The 18947-nt window shown below is 68.3% G+C and carries 18 protein-coding genes and 1 tRNA gene; 5 read left to right on the top strand and 14 right to left on the bottom strand.

What is annotated here, in order from left to right; all coding sequences use genetic code 11:
- Positions 1–7: 7 nt before the first annotated feature.
- Genes L687_RS35335 through L687_RS35315 form a run of 5 tightly spaced genes read right to left on the bottom strand, consistent with a single transcriptional unit; the run spans position 8 to position 4610 of the window.
- Complete coding sequence (locus tag L687_RS35335; protein ID WP_021200560.1) at positions 8–991, bottom strand: helix-turn-helix transcriptional regulator; 984 nt, start codon at positions 989–991, stop codon at positions 8–10.
- Positions 988–1980 (bottom strand): helix-turn-helix transcriptional regulator, encoded by a 993-nt coding sequence (locus L687_RS35330; protein ID WP_021200559.1) that lies wholly within the window; start codon positions 1978–1980, stop codon positions 988–990. The genes L687_RS35335 and L687_RS35330 overlap by 4 nt, the downstream gene beginning before the upstream one ends.
- The gene (locus tag L687_RS35325; protein ID WP_021200558.1) at positions 1980–2891 is read right to left on the bottom strand and encodes a hypothetical protein; all 912 of its coding nucleotides are present in this window, start codon (positions 2889–2891) and stop codon (positions 1980–1982) included. The genes L687_RS35330 and L687_RS35325 overlap by 1 nt, the downstream gene beginning before the upstream one ends.
- A 10-nt stretch (positions 2892–2901) precedes the next feature.
- Positions 2902–3921, bottom strand: a complete 1020-nt coding sequence (locus L687_RS35320) for a tRNA (adenine-N1)-methyltransferase (protein WP_021200557.1) — start codon at positions 3919–3921, stop codon at positions 2902–2904.
- Positions 3918–4610 carry an HAD family hydrolase gene (locus L687_RS35315; RefSeq protein ID WP_029259217.1) on the bottom strand — a complete coding sequence of 231 codons (693 nt, stop codon included), beginning with the start codon at positions 4608–4610 and terminating at the stop codon, positions 3918–3920. Before L687_RS35315 ends, L687_RS35320 begins: the two co-directional genes overlap by 4 nt.
- 81 nt (positions 4611–4691) lie before the next feature.
- Here L687_RS35315 and L687_RS35310 point away from each other — a divergent pair, with 81 nt between their 5' ends.
- The gene (locus tag L687_RS35310) at positions 4692–5540 is read left to right on the top strand and encodes a PAC2 family protein (protein WP_021200555.1); all 849 of its coding nucleotides are present in this window, start codon (positions 4692–4694) and stop codon (positions 5538–5540) included.
- A gap of 7 nt (positions 5541–5547) precedes the next feature.
- Here L687_RS35310 and L687_RS35305 read toward each other — a convergent pair whose 3' ends face one another.
- Both L687_RS35305 and L687_RS35300 read right to left on the bottom strand, forming a co-directional pair.
- Entirely contained in the window at positions 5548–6372 is an 825-nt protein-coding gene (locus L687_RS35305) for an undecaprenyl-diphosphate phosphatase (protein ID WP_021200554.1), read from the bottom strand.
- A gap of 40 nt (positions 6373–6412) precedes the next feature.
- Positions 6413–7708, bottom strand: a complete 1296-nt coding sequence (locus tag L687_RS35300) for a M20/M25/M40 family metallo-hydrolase (protein ID WP_021200553.1) — start codon at positions 7706–7708, stop codon at positions 6413–6415.
- 111 nt (positions 7709–7819) lie between these two features.
- Between L687_RS35300 and L687_RS35295 the strand changes: the two genes are divergently transcribed.
- Positions 7820–7902 (top strand) — tRNA-Leu (locus L687_RS35295).
- Positions 7903–8168: 266 nt separating this feature from the next.
- Here L687_RS35295 and L687_RS35290 read toward each other — a convergent pair.
- Together L687_RS35290 and L687_RS35285 are read right to left on the bottom strand one after the other, a co-directional pair.
- Positions 8169–9266 (bottom strand): VIT1/CCC1 transporter family protein, encoded by a 1098-nt coding sequence (locus L687_RS35290; protein WP_021200551.1) that lies wholly within the window; start codon positions 9264–9266, stop codon positions 8169–8171.
- 145 nt (positions 9267–9411) lie between these two features.
- Positions 9412–11154 carry a DEAD/DEAH box helicase gene (locus L687_RS35285; RefSeq protein ID WP_021200550.1) on the bottom strand — a complete coding sequence of 581 codons (1743 nt, stop codon included), beginning with the start codon at positions 11152–11154 and terminating at the stop codon, positions 9412–9414.
- A gap of 147 nt (positions 11155–11301) precedes the next feature.
- Between L687_RS35285 and L687_RS35280 the strand changes: the two genes are divergently transcribed.
- The gene (locus tag L687_RS35280; RefSeq protein ID WP_021200549.1) at positions 11302–12144 is read left to right on the top strand and encodes an SGNH/GDSL hydrolase family protein; all 843 of its coding nucleotides are present in this window, start codon (positions 11302–11304) and stop codon (positions 12142–12144) included.
- 4 nt (positions 12145–12148) lie between these two features.
- On the opposite strand, the gene L687_RS35275 is transcribed toward L687_RS35280, so the two are convergent.
- On the bottom strand, positions 12149–12949 hold the full coding sequence (locus tag L687_RS35275; protein WP_029259212.1) for a TrmH family RNA methyltransferase: 801 nt from the start codon (positions 12947–12949) through the stop codon (positions 12149–12151).
- A gap of 115 nt (positions 12950–13064) precedes the next feature.
- Here L687_RS35275 and L687_RS35270 point away from each other — a divergent pair, with 115 nt between their 5' ends.
- Together L687_RS35270 and L687_RS35265 are read left to right on the top strand one after the other, a co-directional pair.
- Complete coding sequence (locus L687_RS35270; protein ID WP_021200547.1) at positions 13065–13904, top strand: Sir2 family NAD-dependent protein deacetylase; 840 nt, start codon at positions 13065–13067, stop codon at positions 13902–13904.
- Entirely contained in the window at positions 13901–14488 is a 588-nt protein-coding gene (locus L687_RS35265; protein WP_021200546.1) for a histidine phosphatase family protein, read from the top strand. Before L687_RS35270 ends, L687_RS35265 begins: the two co-directional genes overlap by 4 nt.
- A gap of 64 nt (positions 14489–14552) precedes the next feature.
- Here the strand turns inward: L687_RS35265 and L687_RS35260 are convergent, their stop codons facing one another.
- The 4 genes from L687_RS35260 to L687_RS35245 are packed head-to-tail and all read right to left on the bottom strand — an operon-like array spanning position 14553 to position 18936.
- Positions 14553–15359, bottom strand: a complete 807-nt coding sequence (locus tag L687_RS35260; protein WP_021200545.1) for an HpcH/HpaI aldolase/citrate lyase family protein — start codon at positions 15357–15359, stop codon at positions 14553–14555.
- On the bottom strand, positions 15356–15844 hold the full coding sequence (locus L687_RS35255) for a MaoC family dehydratase (protein WP_021200544.1): 489 nt from the start codon (positions 15842–15844) through the stop codon (positions 15356–15358). Before L687_RS35255 ends, L687_RS35260 begins: the two co-directional genes overlap by 4 nt.
- A gap of 9 nt (positions 15845–15853) precedes the next feature.
- Positions 15854–17002, bottom strand: a complete 1149-nt coding sequence (locus L687_RS35250; protein ID WP_021200543.1) for an acyl-CoA dehydrogenase family protein — start codon at positions 17000–17002, stop codon at positions 15854–15856.
- Positions 17003–17004: 2 nt separating this feature from the next.
- On the bottom strand, positions 17005–18936 hold the full coding sequence (locus tag L687_RS35245) for an acetyl/propionyl/methylcrotonyl-CoA carboxylase subunit alpha (RefSeq protein WP_021200542.1): 1932 nt from the start codon (positions 18934–18936) through the stop codon (positions 17005–17007).
- Positions 18937–18947: the final 11 nt, after the last annotated feature.

Here is an 18947-nt window from a genome sequence, read left to right as displayed (position 1 = left end):
CTACAGATCAAACCTTTGCTTCGGGTTGGCGATACAGGGCGAGTCCCGAGGCAGCCCAGTCCCTCGCCGCTGCGCGGGCGACACCGGGTTCCAGGACTTCCATCGCTCCGCCGAAGCGCGCAGCCAGCCGCTTGATGCCCCGTGGGTCGGCGAGATGGAGGCGCGCTGTCACGGCTCCGTCGATCACCTCGGTCTCACCGGGGGGAAGGAATCCGTTCAGGAGCGGAGCCAACCGCTCGGCGACGCGAACCGTGACCTCGCGCTCATCGTCGAGTCCTGCGAATGCCTCGGGAACCTGATCGCCCGCATGGGTGATCGGGATGTCGGTCAGCGTCGGGGCGCTCACCCGATCGAGATGGAAGGTGCGCATCGCCTGTCGGAGGTGACACCACCCCTGCAGGTACCACTGTCCGTTGGTGATGAGGATCTGCATCGGATCGACCGTGCGCGTCGTCGGGGCTGCGTCGGGAGCCTGATAGGTGAAGGAGATCGCGACCCCCTCATGAAGCCCGCGGGCGACCGCCTCGCGAACCTCGTCGACGGCGCTCGGAGCGACGACCACATCGGCGGGCGCATCCGCGGCGCCTCGAGAGAGTTTGGAGATCAGGCCGGCGACGAGGCCCGAATCGGAGACGGCGGGCACCGCAGCCACCATCTGCAGACCCGCCAGGAGCGCGGCAGCCTCACGCGCGGTGAACCGTGGGACGCGACGCAGAGCGACGTCGTTGGTGATCTCGATGACGTCGTCCAGATCAAGCAGGTCCCAGTTGATGTCGAACATCTCCTGAGGTTGCTGCCAGTAGCCTGATTCCCCGGGCAGACCGATGACGGTGAGCTTCTCGACCATGCTCCGCATCTCCTGCGGAGTCACGCCGAACTCTGACGCCGCCTCCTGGAGAGAGACCTGCCCGTGCTCGAGGAGGTAGGGGACGAGGGTCAGATAGACCCGCACGCGATCAGCCGCGAGCAGGGGCTTCGCCTTCGCGCTCATTTCGCCTCCTCGACGTCGGTGTGGGCTCGCACGACGGCACGAAGGCGCGAGATCACCGCTTCCCGGAGCAGGGCGGGTTCGACCACTCTGACTTCCGGACCGTACGAGGCGAGTTCATCCGCGAGGATGTGCAGGTCGACGAAGGGGACGTTGATCCCCTGTGCGGCGGATGTGGCCCGTCGTCCCAGGCGCAGTGCGGCCTCCGTTCCTGGCGTGACCTCCAGGAGCGCGGAGTTCTCGGATGCGACGCGTTCCAACCCGGCGAGGGCGCGATCCCCCGCCCCGTCGCGCAGCGCGGGGTCGAAGCTCTGCGTGCTCACGCGCACGTCGCCGACGACCCGGCTGAGGAGGAACGTGCGATCTTCGTCGACGTCGACGTCGATGCCGAAGACATGCCAGCGTGCCTCGTAGTCGACCAGCGCCAAGGGGCGGATACGCCGACGACGAGGCGTGTCCTCGCCGGGCTTCAGATACTCGAACGTCACCACCTTGCACCGCTCGATCGCATCCTGCAGCGGTGAGAAGGCGGCGTCTCGCGCGGTGATGCGCGGCGCGAACCCGATGATCGGTTCATCGCCGTCGATGCCGAGGGCTCGGATCTTGCGGACGCCGGACTGCGCGTCGCCCGAGACCGACTCCGCACTCCACACGCTGCCGGCGAGTTGCAGCACCGCCAGCTCGGCGGGCGAGAACTCGATGTCGCTGGGGAGATCGTATTCCGCCTGCGGAATGCGGTACCGCGCTTCGCGGAGATCGTTCGGGTCCGCGGCGTCCCCGATGGTCTCGATGGGCACGCCGAGCGAGCGCAGCTCGTCCTTGTCGCGCTCGAACATCTTCTCCAGGGCGTCCGAGCGGGTGCCCGCTTCGGCGCGTTGCCGATAGCCGGAGACGTTGTCGAGGATCTGCTGCTTGGTCAACCCGATCTCCGTGGCCATCAACGCCACGACGAGATTCGTCAGGCGCTCCTCCGCGGGGATCCGGGCGGCCATCACGGCGCAGGCGCCGTCACTGCGCCCAGGATGTCGACGACGATCGCGGTCGCGGGAGTGTTCTCGGCCGCGGGGAACACGACGAGGAGCTGAGAGCCGACAGTGGCGCCGACGAGTTGCTCTGCAGCAACGCTGACGCTGGCATCCTTGCCCCAGGAACTCGTCGTGACCTTCTTGTCGTCCCAGCCGACACCCATGACGTTCGAGACGACGATGTCGCCCTTCTTCACCTTCGGGCCGTCCCCCTTGATGAGCGTCTGGGTGGTGATCTCGGTGGGCGCCGGAACGTCGGGGATGATGATGCCGGGAGTTCCGTCAGGAGCGCGCACCACCGTCGGCATGCCGCGGGCGTCGTTGAACTGGAGCGCTCCCGTGGCCTTCGACGGCATGACGTCGAGCACATCGATCACGGCCACGATGCTCTCACCCTTGTCGAGGCCGAACGCCTGGACGTTCTGCTCGCCGAAGTCCTCGGGGGTCAGGACGGCGAGGACGCGGCTGCCCTCGGTCGCGCACTCGAGCACGTCCGAGAGCCCCGCGGAACGCTGCGCCCAGTAGTCGATGCTGTGGACGCGGCTCTGGTCGCCGTTGAACTCCGACTGATAGAGCTTCTTGCCGCTGTCGCCGCCGTAGAAGGCGATGTCCAGCACCACGGGCTGGAAATCCGATCCCAGGGCGAGCCCGTCGCCGACGGTGACGTCGGCGAACGAGGTCTTGTCGCTCTTCACCGGCCCGAAGACGGTGACGTCCGGGACAGAGCCGAGGTCGCCACTCACGTCGGCGACGTTCAGGATCTTGTCGTTGCCCCCGCGATCGCAAGCGGCGACACCGTCGGATGCGGTCGCGGTGCATCCTGTGAGGGCGAGGACGGCAAGGCTGAGAGAGGCCAGAACGGCGGACGTTTTACGCACGCGCTCCAGTCTATTCCGTCGCGTACCCGGAATCGCGCGATGCGGCGGCCAGGCGCGCCCCCTCGGCGGCCTTCTCCGCTTCCCGCGCGCGCTTGCGCAGGTTCTTGTCGCTGATCTCGCGGTCGCCGACAGCGCCGGGGGTCCACGCCTCCACGTCTTCGTCGCCGTAGCTGCTCTTGGATGCCCGCCGCTTCACCGAGGGCGCGATGGCGCCCGGTGCGAGTCGCCGTGCGGTGAGGAGGAATCCCGTGTGCGCGACCATCCGGTGATCCGGCCGCACGGCGAGACCCTCGACGTGCCAGCCGCGGACCATCGTTTCGGAGGCATCGGGATCGGTGAAGAGCCCCGTGCCACGGATGTACTCGGCCACCCGGGAGAGCTGCGTCGCGGTCGCCACGTAGCAGAGCACGACCCCGCCAGGGGTGAGGGCCTCAGCGACGGCATCCATGCACTCCCACGGCGCCAACATGTCGAGCACGACGCGGTCGACGGAGGCCGGAGCGGTCTCCGTCGGCAACGCCTCGACGAGATCGCCGACGACGACCCGCCAGGTGTCCGGGTGCTCGCCGAAGAACGTCTCGACGTTGCCGCGCGCCACATCGGCGAAATCTTCACGGCGCTCGAACGAGATGAGCCTTCCCGCCGGACCCACCGCACGCAGGAGCGAGAGCGAGAGCGCGCCGGAACCGACCCCGGCCTCTACGACCACCGACCCAGGGAAGATGTCTGCCTGCATCACGATCTGCGCCGCGTCCTTGGGGTATACGATCGCGGCGCCGCGGGGCATCGACATCGCGAAGTCGCGCAGCAGCGGACGCAACGCCAGGTAGTCGTGTCCCGAGCTGTTGGCGACGACGGAGCCGTCGGGCAGCCCGATCAGGTCGCGATGACGGAGCACGCCCTGGTGCGTGTGGAGCTCGCCGTCCTCGCGGAGCGTCACGGTGTGCAGACGGCCTTTCGGACCGGTCAGCTGCACGCGATCGCCGGCGCGGAACGGCCCGCTGGGCCGCGGAGCTCGGGAGTCGGTCATCGGGTCGCTCCTGTCGAGGCGGTGCTGCTGTCATAGAGATCGGTGAGGTCGGCGGCTCCCCGGCCGGCGAGCGTCGGCCACAGTTCGTGCGCCCCGAGGTGATCCAGCGGGACGATGTGCGGAACGGCGAGCGTCAGCGCTCCGGAGGCGAGGCCGGCACGGACACCGGTGGGCGAGTCCTCGATGACGATCACCTCGGCGATGTCGACATCGAGGAGGGCTGCGGCCTGTAGATACGGCTCGGGGTGCGGCTTGGGGTTGTCGACGTCATCCCCCGCGACGACGATGTCGAAGGCCTCGAAATCGATCAGATCCACGACGTTCAGAGCCATCCGACGCAGCGACATCGTCACGAGCCCGGTCGGGATGCCCGCCGCCCGGAGATCCCGGAGCAGTTCGCGCGCGCCGGGACGGAACGGGACGCCCTGCGTGCGGAGCGATTCCTGCACGACGTCGGTCAGGTGGGAGACGATCGCCTCGGCTTCCATGGCGACTCCGGCATTCTGAAGGATCACCGCGCTGTCGATCAATCCGCTGCCGACGAGCTGCAGAGCGTCTTCGTGGGTCCAGGATCCGCCGAAGGACTCGACCAGTGCTGTCTCGGCCGCCATCCAATACGGTTCGGTGTCGACGAGTGTTCCGTCCATGTCCCATAGGACCGCGCTGGGCTTTCTGCTCACTGAACCCATGCTAGCCGTGGTGCCGCCCGCTCCCCGCCTTCGCGGACTAGCCTGGAAGGATCACGACCGCGATCTCGAAGGGAGCCCTCGATGGATGTTCTCGGTCCGCGCATCGTCATCGCCGCCTTCGACGGCTGGAATGACGCGGGTGAAGCGGCGAGCAGTGCCATCGATGCGCTGCGCTCCTCGTCGGAATACGATCTCGTGCATTCCGTCGACCCCGAGCTGTACTTCGACTACCAGTACACGCGTCCGTCGACGCGGATGGATGCGGAAGGCCGTCGTCAGCTCACCTGGCCGGAAGCAGGTCTGTGGCGTCCTCGGAACCCCGGCCCGGGCCCGGAGTTCTGGCTTCTCACCGGAGCCGAGCCGGCGCGCACCTGGCAGGCGTTCGCCTCCGAGTTCATCGACATCGCTCTGCGCGACGACATCACCGGTCTCGTCACCCTCGGCGCCATGCTGTCCGACGTTCCGCACACACGGCCGATCTCGATCTTCGCCTCCAGCCAGAACGAGCAGGTGCGCGAGGCACATGGTCTGGAACGCTCGCTGTACGAGGGCCCCGTGGGCATCCTCACCGTCTTCGAGCACTTCGCGGAGAACGCCGGCATCCCCACCGCGAGCCTCTGGGCGAGCGTGCCACACTACGTCGCTTCGGCGACACCCTCGCCGAAGGTCACGCTCGCCCTCCTCGACCGTCTCGAGGAGCTCACCGGAGTGGATGTGGATCGCACGGCGTTGCGCACGGAGGCCGCCGCCTGGGAGGCGTCGATCGATGCCGCCGCATCGGAGGACGAGGACATGGCGGAGTACATCCGCCAGCTCGAGCGCACCCGTGACACGTGGGACTCCCCCGAGGCGTCGGGCGATGCGATCGCCCAGGCATTCGAGCGCTACCTGCGCCGCCGCGACGACGGTCCGGGCGACCGCAAGCGCTGAGCGCGGGTCAGGCGGCGATCACGCCGGTGCCGAGAAGGACCAGCAGGACGGTGCCGAGCAGGATGCGGTAGATGACGAACGGCAGGAAGCTGCGCTTCGAGATCCAGTTCATGAAGAACGCGATCACGCCCAGTGCCACCACGAAGGCGATTCCCGTCGCGGCGAGGGTGTCGCCGAACGAGAAGAACGACGGCTCGTCCCAGCTCTTGAACACCTGGTAGAAGCCGCTGCCGAAGACGGCGGGGATCGCCAGCAGGAAGGCGTAGCGCGCTGCAGCCGCACGCTCGTATCCGAGGAACAGGCCCATCGTGATCGTGCCGCCCGAGCGGGAGACCCCGGGGATCAACGCCAGCGCCTGCGCGAAACCGAAGGCGATGCCGTGCGGGTAGGTGAGGTCATCGAGCTTTCGGCGCTTCGCTCCCACGTAGTCGGCGACGCCGAGCAGGATGCCGAACACGATCAGCATGACGGCGACGATCCACATCGATCGGAGCACGGTCTCGATCTGATCCTGGAAAAGGAGCCCGAGGACCACGATCGGGATGCTGCCGATGATGATCAACCAGCCCATCCTGGCGTCCGGATCGTTGCGCGGCGCCTTGCCGACGAGAGACCGGAACCACTGCGTGACGATGCGTACGATGTCGCGCCAGAAGAACACCACGACGGCGGCCTCGGTACCGATCTGTGTGATCGCGGTGAACGCGGCCCCCGGGTCCTCACCCGAGGGGAGGAACGTTCCGAGGATGCGCAGGTGAGCGCTGGAGGAGATCGGAAGGAACTCGGTGAGTCCCTGGACGATGCCGAGGATCAGTGCTTCGAGCAGGTGCATGGAGAGCTTTCAGTTCAGGGAGGCACGGAGCGCGCGGCGCTCAGTACGTGCGCAGCAGATCGGTCAGAACCTGCTGGCCGAAGACAAGCGATTCTACGGGTACTCGCTCATCGACTCCGTGGAACATGCCTGTGAAGTCGAGGTCGGCAGGCAGCCTGAGCGGCGCGAAGCCGTAGCCGGTGATGCCCAGGTATGCCAGTGCCTTGTTGTCCGTGCCGGCACCGAGCAGATACGGGATGACCGGAACCCCCGGGTCGTGGCGGCCGATGCTGGCGACCATCGCCTCCACGAGCTCGCCCTCGAACGGCGTCTCCATCCCGATGTCGCGGACGACCGTCTCGATGACGATCTCGTCTCCGACGATCTGCTGCAGCTCGGCGAGGACGTCGTCCTCGGTCCCGGGGATCACCCGTACGTCGATCAGCGCCTCGGCGCGCTCCGGGATCACATTGTGCTTGTAGCCCGCTGCCAGCGCTGTCGGGTTCGTCGTCGTGCGGAACGAGGACCGCAGGAAGGCCTCGGCCGGTCCCGCGGCTGCGGCGAGGGCATCGGGGTCGTCGACGCTGCGCCCGGTCAGGTCGCTCAGGCCCTCCAGCAGGGCCCTGGTCGTCGACGTCAGACGGATCGGCCACCGGGTGCGCCCGATCGCCGCGACCGCTTCAGCGAGCTTCGTGACGGCGTTGTCGTCGTGCAGGCGGCTTCCGTGGCCCGCGCGGCCCTTCGCGACGAGCCGTATCCAGATCAGGGCCTTCTCCCCCACCTGCAGCAGATAGGCCCGTCGGTCATCGACGGTGATCGAGTAGCCGCCGACCTCGCTGATGGCGGCCGTCGCGCCCTCGAACCACTCCGGGCGGTTCTGCACGACGAGCGCTGACCCCTCGACACCGCCGTTCTCCTCGTCGGCGAAGAAGGCCAGCACGAGATCGCGTTCCGGTTGCTCGCCTGCGCGCAGGATCTCGGCCACCGACGTGAGGATCATGGCATTCATGTTCTTCATGTCGACGGCTCCACGGCCCCACAGCATTCCGTCCCGCACGAGGCCGACGAACGGGTCGACGCTCCAGTCCTCCGCCATGGCGGGAACGACGTCGAGATGGCCGTGCACGACGAGCGCGGGCTTGTCCCTGTCACGCCCCGGCACCCTCGCCATCACGTTCGTGCGGCGCGGGATCGGCTCGTAGTACTCGACCGCGAGCCCGAGCCCCTCCAGGTAGGCACCGACATATTGCGCGGCCTCGCGCTCGCCCTTCGCGTTGCCCCCGCCGAAGTTGGAGGTGTCGAAGCGGATCAGGTCGCTCGCGATGCGGACGACCTCCGGAAGAGACGGATCGGTCATGGGTCCAGGCTATCGAAAGCGCGCGCCACGCCCGGGCGTGCGCCTCGGTTCGAGAGGCCGCTGGGGACGTGGTAATGTCATTCTTCGGTCGGCAACGATCATCCAACACCTGCGCGGGTGGCGGAATGGTAGACGCGCTACGTTGAGGTCGTAGTGCCCGTAAGGGCGTGGGGGTTCAAGTCCCCCTCCGCGCACAGGAAGAAGAAGGCCCCGGATCCCTGGATCCGGGGCCTTCTTTGTTGTCGTGTGGACGACCGACGTCGTGTGCGTCGACGACGCGGGGAACAGCTCACCGGAGAGCGGAGATACACGCCGCGCCTTGATCCGGAGCTACCGGGCTCCGCTCCATCGGGAGAACTCCGTCCGGTGATGCGGATGTACGAGCCCGCCTCCGTCGTCGTCGAGGGCCGCTATCCTGTTCCGGCGATCACGCGATCGCAGGAACAGGAGTCGCTGCCGGTCACGCCGCGCTGACTCCGAAGAGAAGGCCCAGCAGGTAGGTGATGGCGGCTGCGCCGAAGCCGATGGCGAGTTGGCGCAGGGCGCGGCGCAGGGGCGGGCCGCCCGAGAGCACGCCCACCATCGCGCCGGTGCTCAGGAGCGCGATGCCGACGAGCACGAGTGCGACGACGACGGCCGTCGTTCCCTCCAGGCCGAATATCCAGGGCAGCACCGGAATGATCGCCCCGGAGGCGAAGAGGAGGAAGCTCGAGATCGCGGCCGTCCAATCGCTGCCGACGATCTCGTGTGCGTCGCCGCCCTGGATGTCGACCGGACCGGTCGCGGCCCGGCGCGCCCCGGCCTGGGCTGCGCTCACGATGCGCCGGGCGCGCGCCAGCGATTCCTCCTGCTCCATGCCCCGTGCGCGGTAGACGAGCGCGAGCTCGTTCTCGTCGATGTCGAGATCGCCGGCCGACGCATGGGCGTCTTCGTTCGCCTCGGTGGCTGCGAGCAGCTCGCGCTGGGATCGTACGGAGACGAACTCCCCCGCCCCCATGGACAGCGCTCCGGCCAGAAGACCAGCGATGCCGCTGAAGAGCACGAAACCGGAGCTCACCCCTGTCGCGCCGATGCCGAGGACGAGCGCCAGGTTGCTCACGAGGCCGTCGTTCGCTCCGAAGACGGCTGCACGGAAGGATCCGGAGAGGCGCCTGCGGCCGCGTGCCGCGAGCCCGCGCACGACCTCGTAGTGAACCTTCTCGTCGGCCCGCATCGCGGGGGTGGCGTACTGCTCCGCATCGTAGGGGGAACGCGCCTCCGCGCTCTGGGCGAGAGCCAGGACGAAGATGGACCCGAAACGACCGGCCATCCAGCCGAGGAGTCGCGAACGCACTCCGGCGCGGGGAAGTCGCTTCGGCTCGCTGCCGAGAAGATCGAGCCAATGCTGCTCATGGCGGCGTTCGGCGTCAGCGAGACTCAGCAGGATGTCGCGCTCCTCCCCCTCTCGTCGTGCAGCGAGCTTCTGATAAACGGCGCCTTCGGCACGCTCCTCGACGAGATAGCGCGCCCAGCGCCGGCGGTCGGCTGGCGTCGGTTCGACTGCGGCGGGGGCTGTCATGGATCCTCCAGGAAAGACGGTGCCCGGTGCGCGGGCAACCGTTCAACGCTAGCTCTGAAGGCGCGCAGGAACCCTGCTCAGGCGCGGATTGACAGCATTTCGGGGATCCGAAGCACCGGCCGGACGTCATGCGGTCCTGTGGTCCTCAGGAACGCACGCGTTTGCGGAGAACCTCGATGCGCGACTGCAGCTGGGTCACCGTCGCCTGAGCGACGGCCGGACCTCCGCAGATCCGTCGGAGCTCGGCATGCACCGCGCCGTGGGGCTCGCCCTTCTGCCGGGCGTAGAGTCCGACGAGACTGTTCAGAAGCTGTCGCTGCTCTTTGAGCGTGCGATGCAGGGGCGGGGGCAGCGTCGTCGTCTCGGTCGGTGCGGTCGAGGCTTCTCGCGCTTCACGCAGACGCGATTGACGGGACTGACGCTGCATGAGCAGTTCGTGGACGTGTTCCGGTTCGAGGAGACCGGGGAATCCGATGAACTCCTCCTCTTCCGGTGTGCCGGGTTCTGCGAGCTGTCCGAACTCCTGACCTTCGAACACCACGCGATCGAAGTGCGCGACGGACGAGAGCGCCTGATAGCTGAACTCCTGCGTCAGCGCGTCCGAGGTCTCCTCCTCGCGATTCGCGCTCTCGAGCAGGGAGTCTTCCAGCCCGTCGTCCTCCTTCGACTGCCGGTCGAGTGCGTGGTCACGCTGCTTGTCCATCTCGTTCGCGAGCCCCATGAGCACGGGGACCTGCGGAAGGAACACGCTGGCGGCCTCACCGCGGCGTCGGGCCCGCACGAAACGACCGATGGCTTGGGCGAAGAACAGCGGAGTCGACGAGGAGGTCGCGTACACGCCCACCGCGAGGCGCGGCACGTCGACACCCTCCGACACCATGCGCACGGCCACCATCCACCGGGAGTCGTTCGCGCTGAACTTCTCGATGCGTTCCGATGCGGTCGCGTCGTCGGAGAGCACGACGGTGGCCTGCTGGCCCGTGATGCTGTGCAGGATCTTGGCGTACGCCCGGGCGACGGTCTGATCGGTCGCCAGCACGAGACCGCCGGCGTCGGGGACGTGGTGGCGGATCTCGGTGAGGCGGCGGTCTGCGGCCGACAGCACGGCCGGCATCCAGTCGCCCTCGGGGTCGAGCGCGGTGCGCCAGGCCTGCGAAGTCACGTCTTTCGTGTTGTCCTGGCCCAGGTGCGTCTCGAGTTCGTCGCCCGTCGTCGTGCGCCACCGCATCTTGCCCGCATACATGTGGAACAGGACAGGTCGGACGACGCCGTCGGCCAGCGCACGACCGTAGCCGTAGTTGTAGTCGGTGCGAGAGATGCGCGCGCCGGATTCGTCGGGGTGGTATTCGACGAACGGGATCGGTGCCGTGTCGCTGCGGAACGGGGTTCCGGAGAGCAGGAGACGCCGCTTGGCGGGACCGTACGCATCGCGGATGGCGTCGCCCCAGCTCAGTGCATCACCGCCGTGGTGGACCTCGTCGAGGATCACCAGCGTCTTCGCGTCTTCCGTGAGATGCCGGTGCACGGAGGACTTCGCCGCGACCTGCGCGTACGTCACGACGGCGCCGTGATAGTGGCGGGCGGGTGCCCAGTCGCTGTTGCGGAAGCGGGGGTCGAGGCGGATGTGCACGCGCGCGGCGGCATCGGCCCACTGCGTCTTGAGATGCTCGGTCGGAGCCACCACGATGATGCGGTTGACCTCGCCCATGCGCATGAGTTCGACCGCCAGGGTGAGAGCGAACGTGGTCTTCCCTGCACCGGGGGTGGCGGCCACGAGGAAGTCGCGCTGATCCGCGGCGAAGTACTGTTCGAGGGCCTCCTGCTGCCACGCGCGCAGCTTGTTCGCGGTGCCCCAAGGAGCACGCTGTGGAAAGGACGGAGAGAGCATCGACTCCACGATAATCGCTGCCGGGGACACGGGATCACTCGCCGCGGTTCCCGCGCGTGCCCCTCCCCCGGACGTGCGCCTGCAGTAGGCTCTGTCACTGCGCAGCGGTCACCTCCGCCGGGCAGAATGTTCGTGAAGGAGAGCGGGATGACCGACCAGGATTCGACTCGGACCCCCTACGTTCCGAACGAGACCGCACATCCGTGGCGTCGTTTCGTCGCGATCGGCGATTCGTTCACGGAGGGCATCGGCGACCCGGATCCCGCACATCCCGGCAGCCACCGCGGCTGGGCCGACCGCGTCGCGGAGGTGCTCGCCTCGCAGGTGGACGACTTCGCCTACGCGAATCTCGCCGTCCGCGGAAAACTCATCGCACAGATCGTCGCCGATCAGATCGAGCCGGCCGTGGCGCTCCACCCTGATCTGGTGTCGATCTGTGCGGGCGGCAACGACGTGATCCGCCCCGGGACCGATCCGGACGCCATCGCGAGTCAGCTCGAAGACGCCGTGGCCCGACTGGCCTCGACGGGAGCGGCCGTGCTCCTCTTCACCGGGATCGACACCGCCTTCACGCCGGTTTTCCGGGCGTTCCGCGGCAAGGTCGCGATCTACAACGAGAACGTCCGCGCGATCGCCGAGCGTCATGACTGCATCGTCGCCGATCAGTGGGCGCTCAAGGTCGTGCAGGACATGCGGTTCTTCGACGACGACCGCCTGCACTACAACGCCCTCGGTCACCACGAGGTGGCACGGATGGCGCTGCGCGCGCTGAACGTGCCGAACGACCTCGAGGCCATGCAGCCCGAGCCGTTCCCGCTGCGGACGTGGCGAGAGGCGCGCGCCGAGGACCTCGGCTGGGCACGCGAGCACCTGGTGCCATGGGTGCTCCGGAGGTTGCGGCACCAGTCATCCGGAGACAACCTCGCGGCGAAGCGTCCGGAGCCCTCGCCGGTGTTCCGATTCGAGCAGACCCCTCCGGAGAGGGACTGAGAGGTCAGGCTTTCATCGACCAGAGCGCGACCGCGGCGGCGGATGCCACGTTGAGCGAGTCGACCCCGCCGGACATCGGGATGGTGACGATGGTGTCTGCACCCTCCATCGCCTCGCGCGAGAGGCCGTCGCCCTCCGAGCCCATGACGAGTGCGACGCGTTCCGGACGATCGGCGGCGTAGGTGTCGAGCGTCACCGCGTCGTCACGCAGCGCGAGGGCGGCGATGTCGAAGCCCGCGGCGTGAAGGTCTGCGATGGCGGAATCCCAGTCGGGGATACGCGTCCACGGCACCTGGAACACGGTCCCCATGCTCACGCGGACACTGCGACGGTACAGCGGGTCGGCGCCCCCTGGCGACACCAGCACCGCGTCGGCCCCCAGCCCGGCAGCCGCACGGAAGGCCGCTCCGACGTTGGTGTGGTCGCCGATGTTCTCGAGGATGAGCACGAGGGTCGCCCCCTGGATCACGTCGTGAACCGACGGCAGCTCGGGGCGGTGCATCGAGGCGATCGTCCCCCTGTGCACCGCGAAGCCGGTCACCGTCTCGGCGATCTCGTCCGGCACCACGTACACGGGCACATCGAGATCGCCGACGATCCTCCGGATGTCCTCCACCCGGCGCTCCTGGACCAGTACGGAACGCGGACGATGTCCAGCCGCCACCGCGCGGGCGATCACCTTCGTCGATTCCGCGATGTAGAGACCACCCGACGGCTCAGACAGGGCACGAAGCGCGGTGTCGGTGAGTCCGCGGTAGTCGTCGAGACGCGGGTCGTCGGCATCGGTCACAGGCAGTAGTTCCACGATGTCCACTCTGCCATCGTCCGTGGGCAGGCCTCGCACGGCGTCTCTCGCGCTGACGCCCCGTCGGCGGGCGCCGTGTCCGTCCCCGCACCGTAGACTCGCTCGAGGAGGTCCCGTGAGCGTGTCGAATCCCGCCGAGCTGTCGGCCACCATCGCCCACGCCGCCGAGTTGCTGCGCGAGAAGCGCATCGCACTTCTCACCGGCGCCGGTATCTCGACCGATTCCGGTATCCCCGCCTATCGCGGTGAAGGCGCCAGGACCCGCAGCGATCCGATGACGATCCAGACATTCTTGGGCGATGAGGCCGCGCGGCGTCGGTACTGGGTCGGGAGCCATCTCGGTTGGCGCGCGTTCGCCCGAGCTGAGCCGAACCCGGGACATATCGCGCTGGCGCAACTCGAAACCGGGGGCACCGTATCCGGAGTCATCACGCAGAACGTCGACGGTCTGCATCTGCGAGCCGGGAGCTCGCACGTGATCGAGGTGCACGGGACGATGCGCCGCGTGCTCTGCCTCAAGTGCGGCCAGGTGTTCGACCGCCGCGATGTCGCCGTGCAGATCGAGGAGCTCAACCCCTGGATCACGGTGCCGGAGAACATCGCGCTCGCTCCCGACGGCGACGTCCTGCCTGAGAGCACGGAGGGGTTCATCGTCCCGGTGTGCACGGTGTGCGCAGGGACGCTCAAGCCGGATGTGGTCTTCTTCGGCGAATACGTTCCCCAGGACCGCTTCCGTGCCGCCGAGTCGCTGCTGCGCTCCAGCACCGCACTGATCGTCGCGGGTTCCTCGCTGGTCGTCAACTCCGGCGTGCGTCTCGTCGAGCGCGCCCGTCGCCGCAACATCCCCTTGATCATCGTCAACCGTGAGCCGACGCGCGCGGATGCCTGGGCGCACCTCACCATCGCCGCCGGCACCAGCGACGTGCTCCCCGCACTCCAGGAACTCCTCTCGTGACCCACCTCACCCTCGTCCGCCACGGTCAGACCGACTGGAACCTCGCCAAGCGCATCCAAGGCTCCACCGACATCCCGCTGAACGAGACGGGGCGCGACGACGCGCGGTGGGCGGCGGAGAGGCTCGCTGCCGGTACGCATCATGCCGTCTACACCAGCCCCCTGCTGAGAGCGAGGGAGACGGCGGAGATCATCGCGGATCGGCTGGGGCTGGAGATCACCGGAGTCGTCCCCGACATCCGTGAGCGCGAGTTCGGCGAGGGCGAAGGCATGCTCGTGCCGGACTACATCAGGACCTACGGGGATTGGCATGCGGAGGTTCCCGGGGCCGAGTCCCTGCACGAGGTCGGCGAACGGGCCATCGCGGCGCTGCACGAGATCGCCCGAGACGCACGCCGGCGGTCCGCTCCTCGCGCGGAGTCGGTCATCGTGGTCGCCCATGGCGGAGTGATCCGGGCCGTGATCGACCACGTCTCCGGCGGAACCCTCCCCCGGGACGGCCAGGTCCTTCAGAACGGCTCGGCGCATCGGTTCGTGGCAGCTCCCGGATACCTTCGGCTGCTCGAGGAATCTCCGGTCCTCTGATCAGCTGCTGCTCTGATCAGCTGCTGCCCTGATTAGCTGCTGCCCTGATCAGCCGAGGCGGCGATTAGCCGGCACGAGAGACGACGGAGCGCGCGTGACGGAGCACTGGTTCGTCGATCATCCGTCCCTCGAACCGGAACACACCGCGCTCTGCCGCCGCGGCGAGGAGGACCGCACGCGCCCATGCCACGGTCCTCTCGTCCGGTCGGTAGGCGGCCCGGATCGCCGCCACCTGGTTGGGATGGATGCATGCCGTCGCGCGAAAGCCCGACGCGGCGGCATCGCGCGCCTCGCGATCGAGGCCCTCGGCGTCGTCGAGGGCGATGTGCACGGCATCGATGGCGGCTTTGCCCCGGGCCCCAGCCTCGAGGAGGATGCGCGCGCGGGCATAGCGGGCGATGTCGAGATAGCCCCCATCGGCATTCCGGGACGACGTGCCACCGAGGGAGGCCACGAGATCCTCGGCCCCCCACATCATCGCTGTGACCCGTGGGTGCGCGGCGATGCGGTCTGCGGCGTGCACGCCACGGGCGGTCTCGCACAGAGCGATCAGCGAGTAACGGTCGTCGAACGCTGAGAGGCTCTCCGCGCTCTCCGTCTTCGCCACCATCACGGTGCGGAAGTCCGTCTTCGCCAGCATCGCGAGGTCGGCGGTGAAGGCGTCGCTGTCCGCGGCATTCACGCGCACGACGACGCGGCCGGGGTCGAGATCGGCGTCGATGACATTCCTGCGCGCGGCGTCCTTCGCATCCGGGAGCACCGCATCCTCGAGGTCGAGGATGATCGCATCGGCGCGCTCGGCGGCCTTCTGGAAACGCTCGGGTCGATCGGCGGGGCAGAACAGCAGAGCAGGGCCGAGGTCGAAGCTCATGCGGCGGGACCTTCCGGAAGGCAGCGCACCAACACCGAGCGCACGGCAGTGGCGACCACCGTTCCGTCCTGATTTCGTCCGGTGTGCGCGATCTTCACGATTCCCTGCCCCGGTCGGGACGAGGAGAGCCGTTTCTCCACGACGACGCTCTCGGTGTAGAGCGTGTCGCCGGCGAACAGCGGATGCGGGAAAGCCACTTCGCCGAAACCGAGCTGCGCGACGAGAGTTCCCTGGGTCAGCTGCGCGACCGATGATCCCACCATCGTCGACAGCGTCCACATCGAGTTCATCAGCCGCGCGTGGAACGGATCATGGGCCTCGGCGAAGGCCGCGTCGAGATGCAGCGCCTGCGTATTCATCGTGAGCGTCGTGAAGAGAACGTTGTCGGCCTCGGTCGCCGTGCGCCCAGGGCGATGCAGGTAGCGGCCGTCGACCGCGAACTCCTCGTAGTACAGCCCCCGCTGCAGGATGTCGTGCGTGGTCATACCGTCACGCTACCCGGCGAGTCCGAGTCCGCGTGCGATGACGAGGAGCTGCACCTCGGTGGTGCCCTCGCCGATCTCGAGGATCTTGGAGTCACGGTAATGACGGCCGACGGGGAACTCGTTCATGAACCCGTTTCCCCCGAAGATCTGCGTCGCATCCCTGGCGTTGTCCATCGCGGCCTCTCCGCCGACGAGCTTCGCGATGGCCGCCGCTTCGGCGAACGGCTTGCCGGCATCCCGCAACCGCGCGGCGTGATGCCAGGCGAGCCGAGCGGTGTGAACCCGCGCGCGCATCCGTGCCAGCGTGAACTGGGCATTCTGGCGCGTGCTCAACGCAGCGCCGAAGATCGTGCGGCTCTTCGCGTAGTCCACCGCCGCCTCCAGGCAGCCCTCCGCCGCCCCCGTCGAGAGAGCTGCGATCGCGATGCGGCCTTCGTCGAGGATGCTCAGGAAGCTGCGGAAGCCGCTCCCCCGTGTGCCGAGCAGGTTCGAGGCGGGCACCCGCGCCCCGTCGAAAGTCAGCGGATGCGTGTCGGAGGCGTTCCAGCCCACCTTGTCGTAGGGGGCCTCGACCGTGAATCCCGGGGTGCCGTTGGGCACGATGATCGTCGAGATCTCCTTGCGACCGTCCTCGTTCACGGTCACCGCGGTGACCGTGACGAAGCGCGTGATCGGGGTACCGGAGTTGGTGATGAACTGCTTGGAGCCGTCGATCACCCACTCGTCGCCGTCGAGTCGGGCCGTGGTCCTGGTCGCGCCGGCGTCGCTGCCCGCCTCCGGCTCGGTGAGGCCGAAGCCCGCCAGCGCCCGTCCGGCGAGCAGATCGGGCAGCAGTTCCTGGCGCTGCTCCTCGGTGCCGAAGCGGAAGATCGGCATGGCGCCGAGGCTGACCCCTGCTTCGAGCGTGATCGCGATGGACTGATCCACGCGGCCGAGCGCCTCGATCGCGATGCCGAGCGCCATGTAGTCGCCGCCCTGTCCGCCGTACTCCTCGGGAAACGGCAGGCCGAACAGACCGAGATCGCCCATCTGCGCCACGACGTCCATCGAGAGCGTATGGGTGCGGTCGGCCTCATAGGCCTGCGGCGCGACGACCGTGTCTGCGAACTCCCGCACCATGGCGGCGAGCTCGCGCTCCTCCTCGGTCAGATCTTCCATGCTCAGCTCTCCTCCGTCATCACACGGGCGACCGGTTGGTCGCGCCGCACCTGATCGCCCACCGCGACCAGCAGGTGCACCACACCGTCGTGCGGTGCGAGCACCGGGTGCTCCATCTTCATCGCCTCGATCGAGACGAGAGGGTCGCCGGCGGAGACCCTCTCCCCGTCCGCGGCGTGAACCGCCACGACGCTGCCCGGCATCGGGGCCCGTCCCTCCGGTTCCGTCGCCCCGGATCCCGCCTCGCGCGCCGACAGCCGACGCCGCATCCGCTGCCTTCTGTCGAGGGGACGCAGGCGGACCGTGTGTCCGTCCTCGGCCACCCAGACCGCGCCGTCGCCGTCGACAGCGGCACGCACGGAGACTCGAGATCGTGCGGACGGGGCCTCGTGGAGCTCGACCTCTTCATCGTCATCCGTGAGCGCCACGAACGGGGCGACCACCGTGTTCTCCGCTCCCAGGCGCCATCCCGGCAGCTCTCGCCACAGAGGGCTGGTCCGCACCGGCGCGCGGAGCTCCGAGATGGCATCCTTCGCGGCAGCGAGCTGTGCGGTCGACGGCGTCTGCGCGTCGAGGGGAAGCAGGGTCTCGATGAGTCCCGTGTCGAGATCCCCCGCGATCACGCGCGCGTCCCGGCAGAGAGTTCGCAGGAACGCGATGTTGGTCTCGACGCCCAGCACGACCGTGCGTGCGAGCGCCTCGTCGAGCCGCGCGAGTGCCGTGGCACGGTCGTCCGCGAAGGCGATCACCTTCGCGATCATCGGATCGTAGAACCCGGTCACCTCGCTTCCGGTCTCGATCGCCGCGTCGACGCGCACACCGACGGGCGGTTCGAACAACAGCACCTTCCCGGTGGAGGGGAGGAAGCCGCGCTCGGGCGATTCCGCATACACGCGCGCCTCCACAGCGTGACCGCGCAGACGCGGCGAGACATCCAGCGGAAGCCCATCGGCCGCGCGGAGTTGAAGGGCGACGAGATCGAGTCCGGTGACCTCCTCGGTGACCGGATGCTCCACCTGGAGGCGGGTGTTCATCTCGATGAAGAACACCTCGTCCGGCGCATCGGCGTCGATGAGGAACTCGACCGTGCCGGCCCCGATGTATTCGACGCTCTCAGCCGCCAGCACGGCGGCTGCGAGCAGTCGCTCCCGGGTGTGCGGGGGGATGCCTGCCGACGGCGCCTCCTCGACGACCTTCTGGTGCCGTCGCTGCAGCGTGCACTCCCGCTCCCCGAGCGCGATGACCGTACCGTGCGCGTCTCCGAAGACCTGCACCTCGATGTGCCGCGGACGTCTGATCAGGCGTTCGAGGATGAGCGCATCATCGCCGAACGCCGCGGCCGCCACGCGCCGGGCCGAGGCGAGCGCAGAGCGCAGCCCCGTCGAGTCGGCGACGACCTCCATGCCCTTGCCGCCTCCGCCGGCGCTGGGCTTGACCAGCAGTGGGTATCCGACGTTCTCCGCCTCTTCGGCGATCTCGACGTCGGACAGGCCTTTGGCGTCGAAACCGGGGACGACCGGAACGCCGAAACGCAGGACGTGCTCGCGAGCGCGTGCCTTGTCGCCCATGATCTGCAGGGCCTCCACCGACGGGCCGATGAAGACGATGCCGCTCTCAGCGCAGGCCTCGGCGAGTCCGACGCTCTCGGAGAGGAATCCGTAGCCGGGGTGGATGGCTTGCGCGCCGCTGCGCCGAGCCGCCGCGATGACGGCATCGATGTCGAGGTACGACTCCGCAGCCGGTGCCGGGCCGATTCTCACGGCGACATCGGCCTCTCGCACGTGGGGTGCCGCGACGTCGGCGTCGCTGTAGACGGCGACGCTGCGGATGCCGAGCGTGCGCAGGGTGCGGATCACCCGTCGGGCGATCTCCCCGCGGTTGGCGACGAGAACGGTGTGGAAGGAGACGGTGTTCGACGACGACGTCGTGGTCATGGACAAGACAC

It is taken from the genome of Microbacterium maritypicum MF109 (assembly GCF_000455825.1).
Lineage (GTDB): Bacteria > Actinomycetota > Actinomycetes > Actinomycetales > Microbacteriaceae > Microbacterium > Microbacterium maritypicum_A.
The sequence above is the reverse complement of the archived record's forward strand: the minus strand, read 5'-3'. Positions and strand labels throughout refer to the sequence as shown.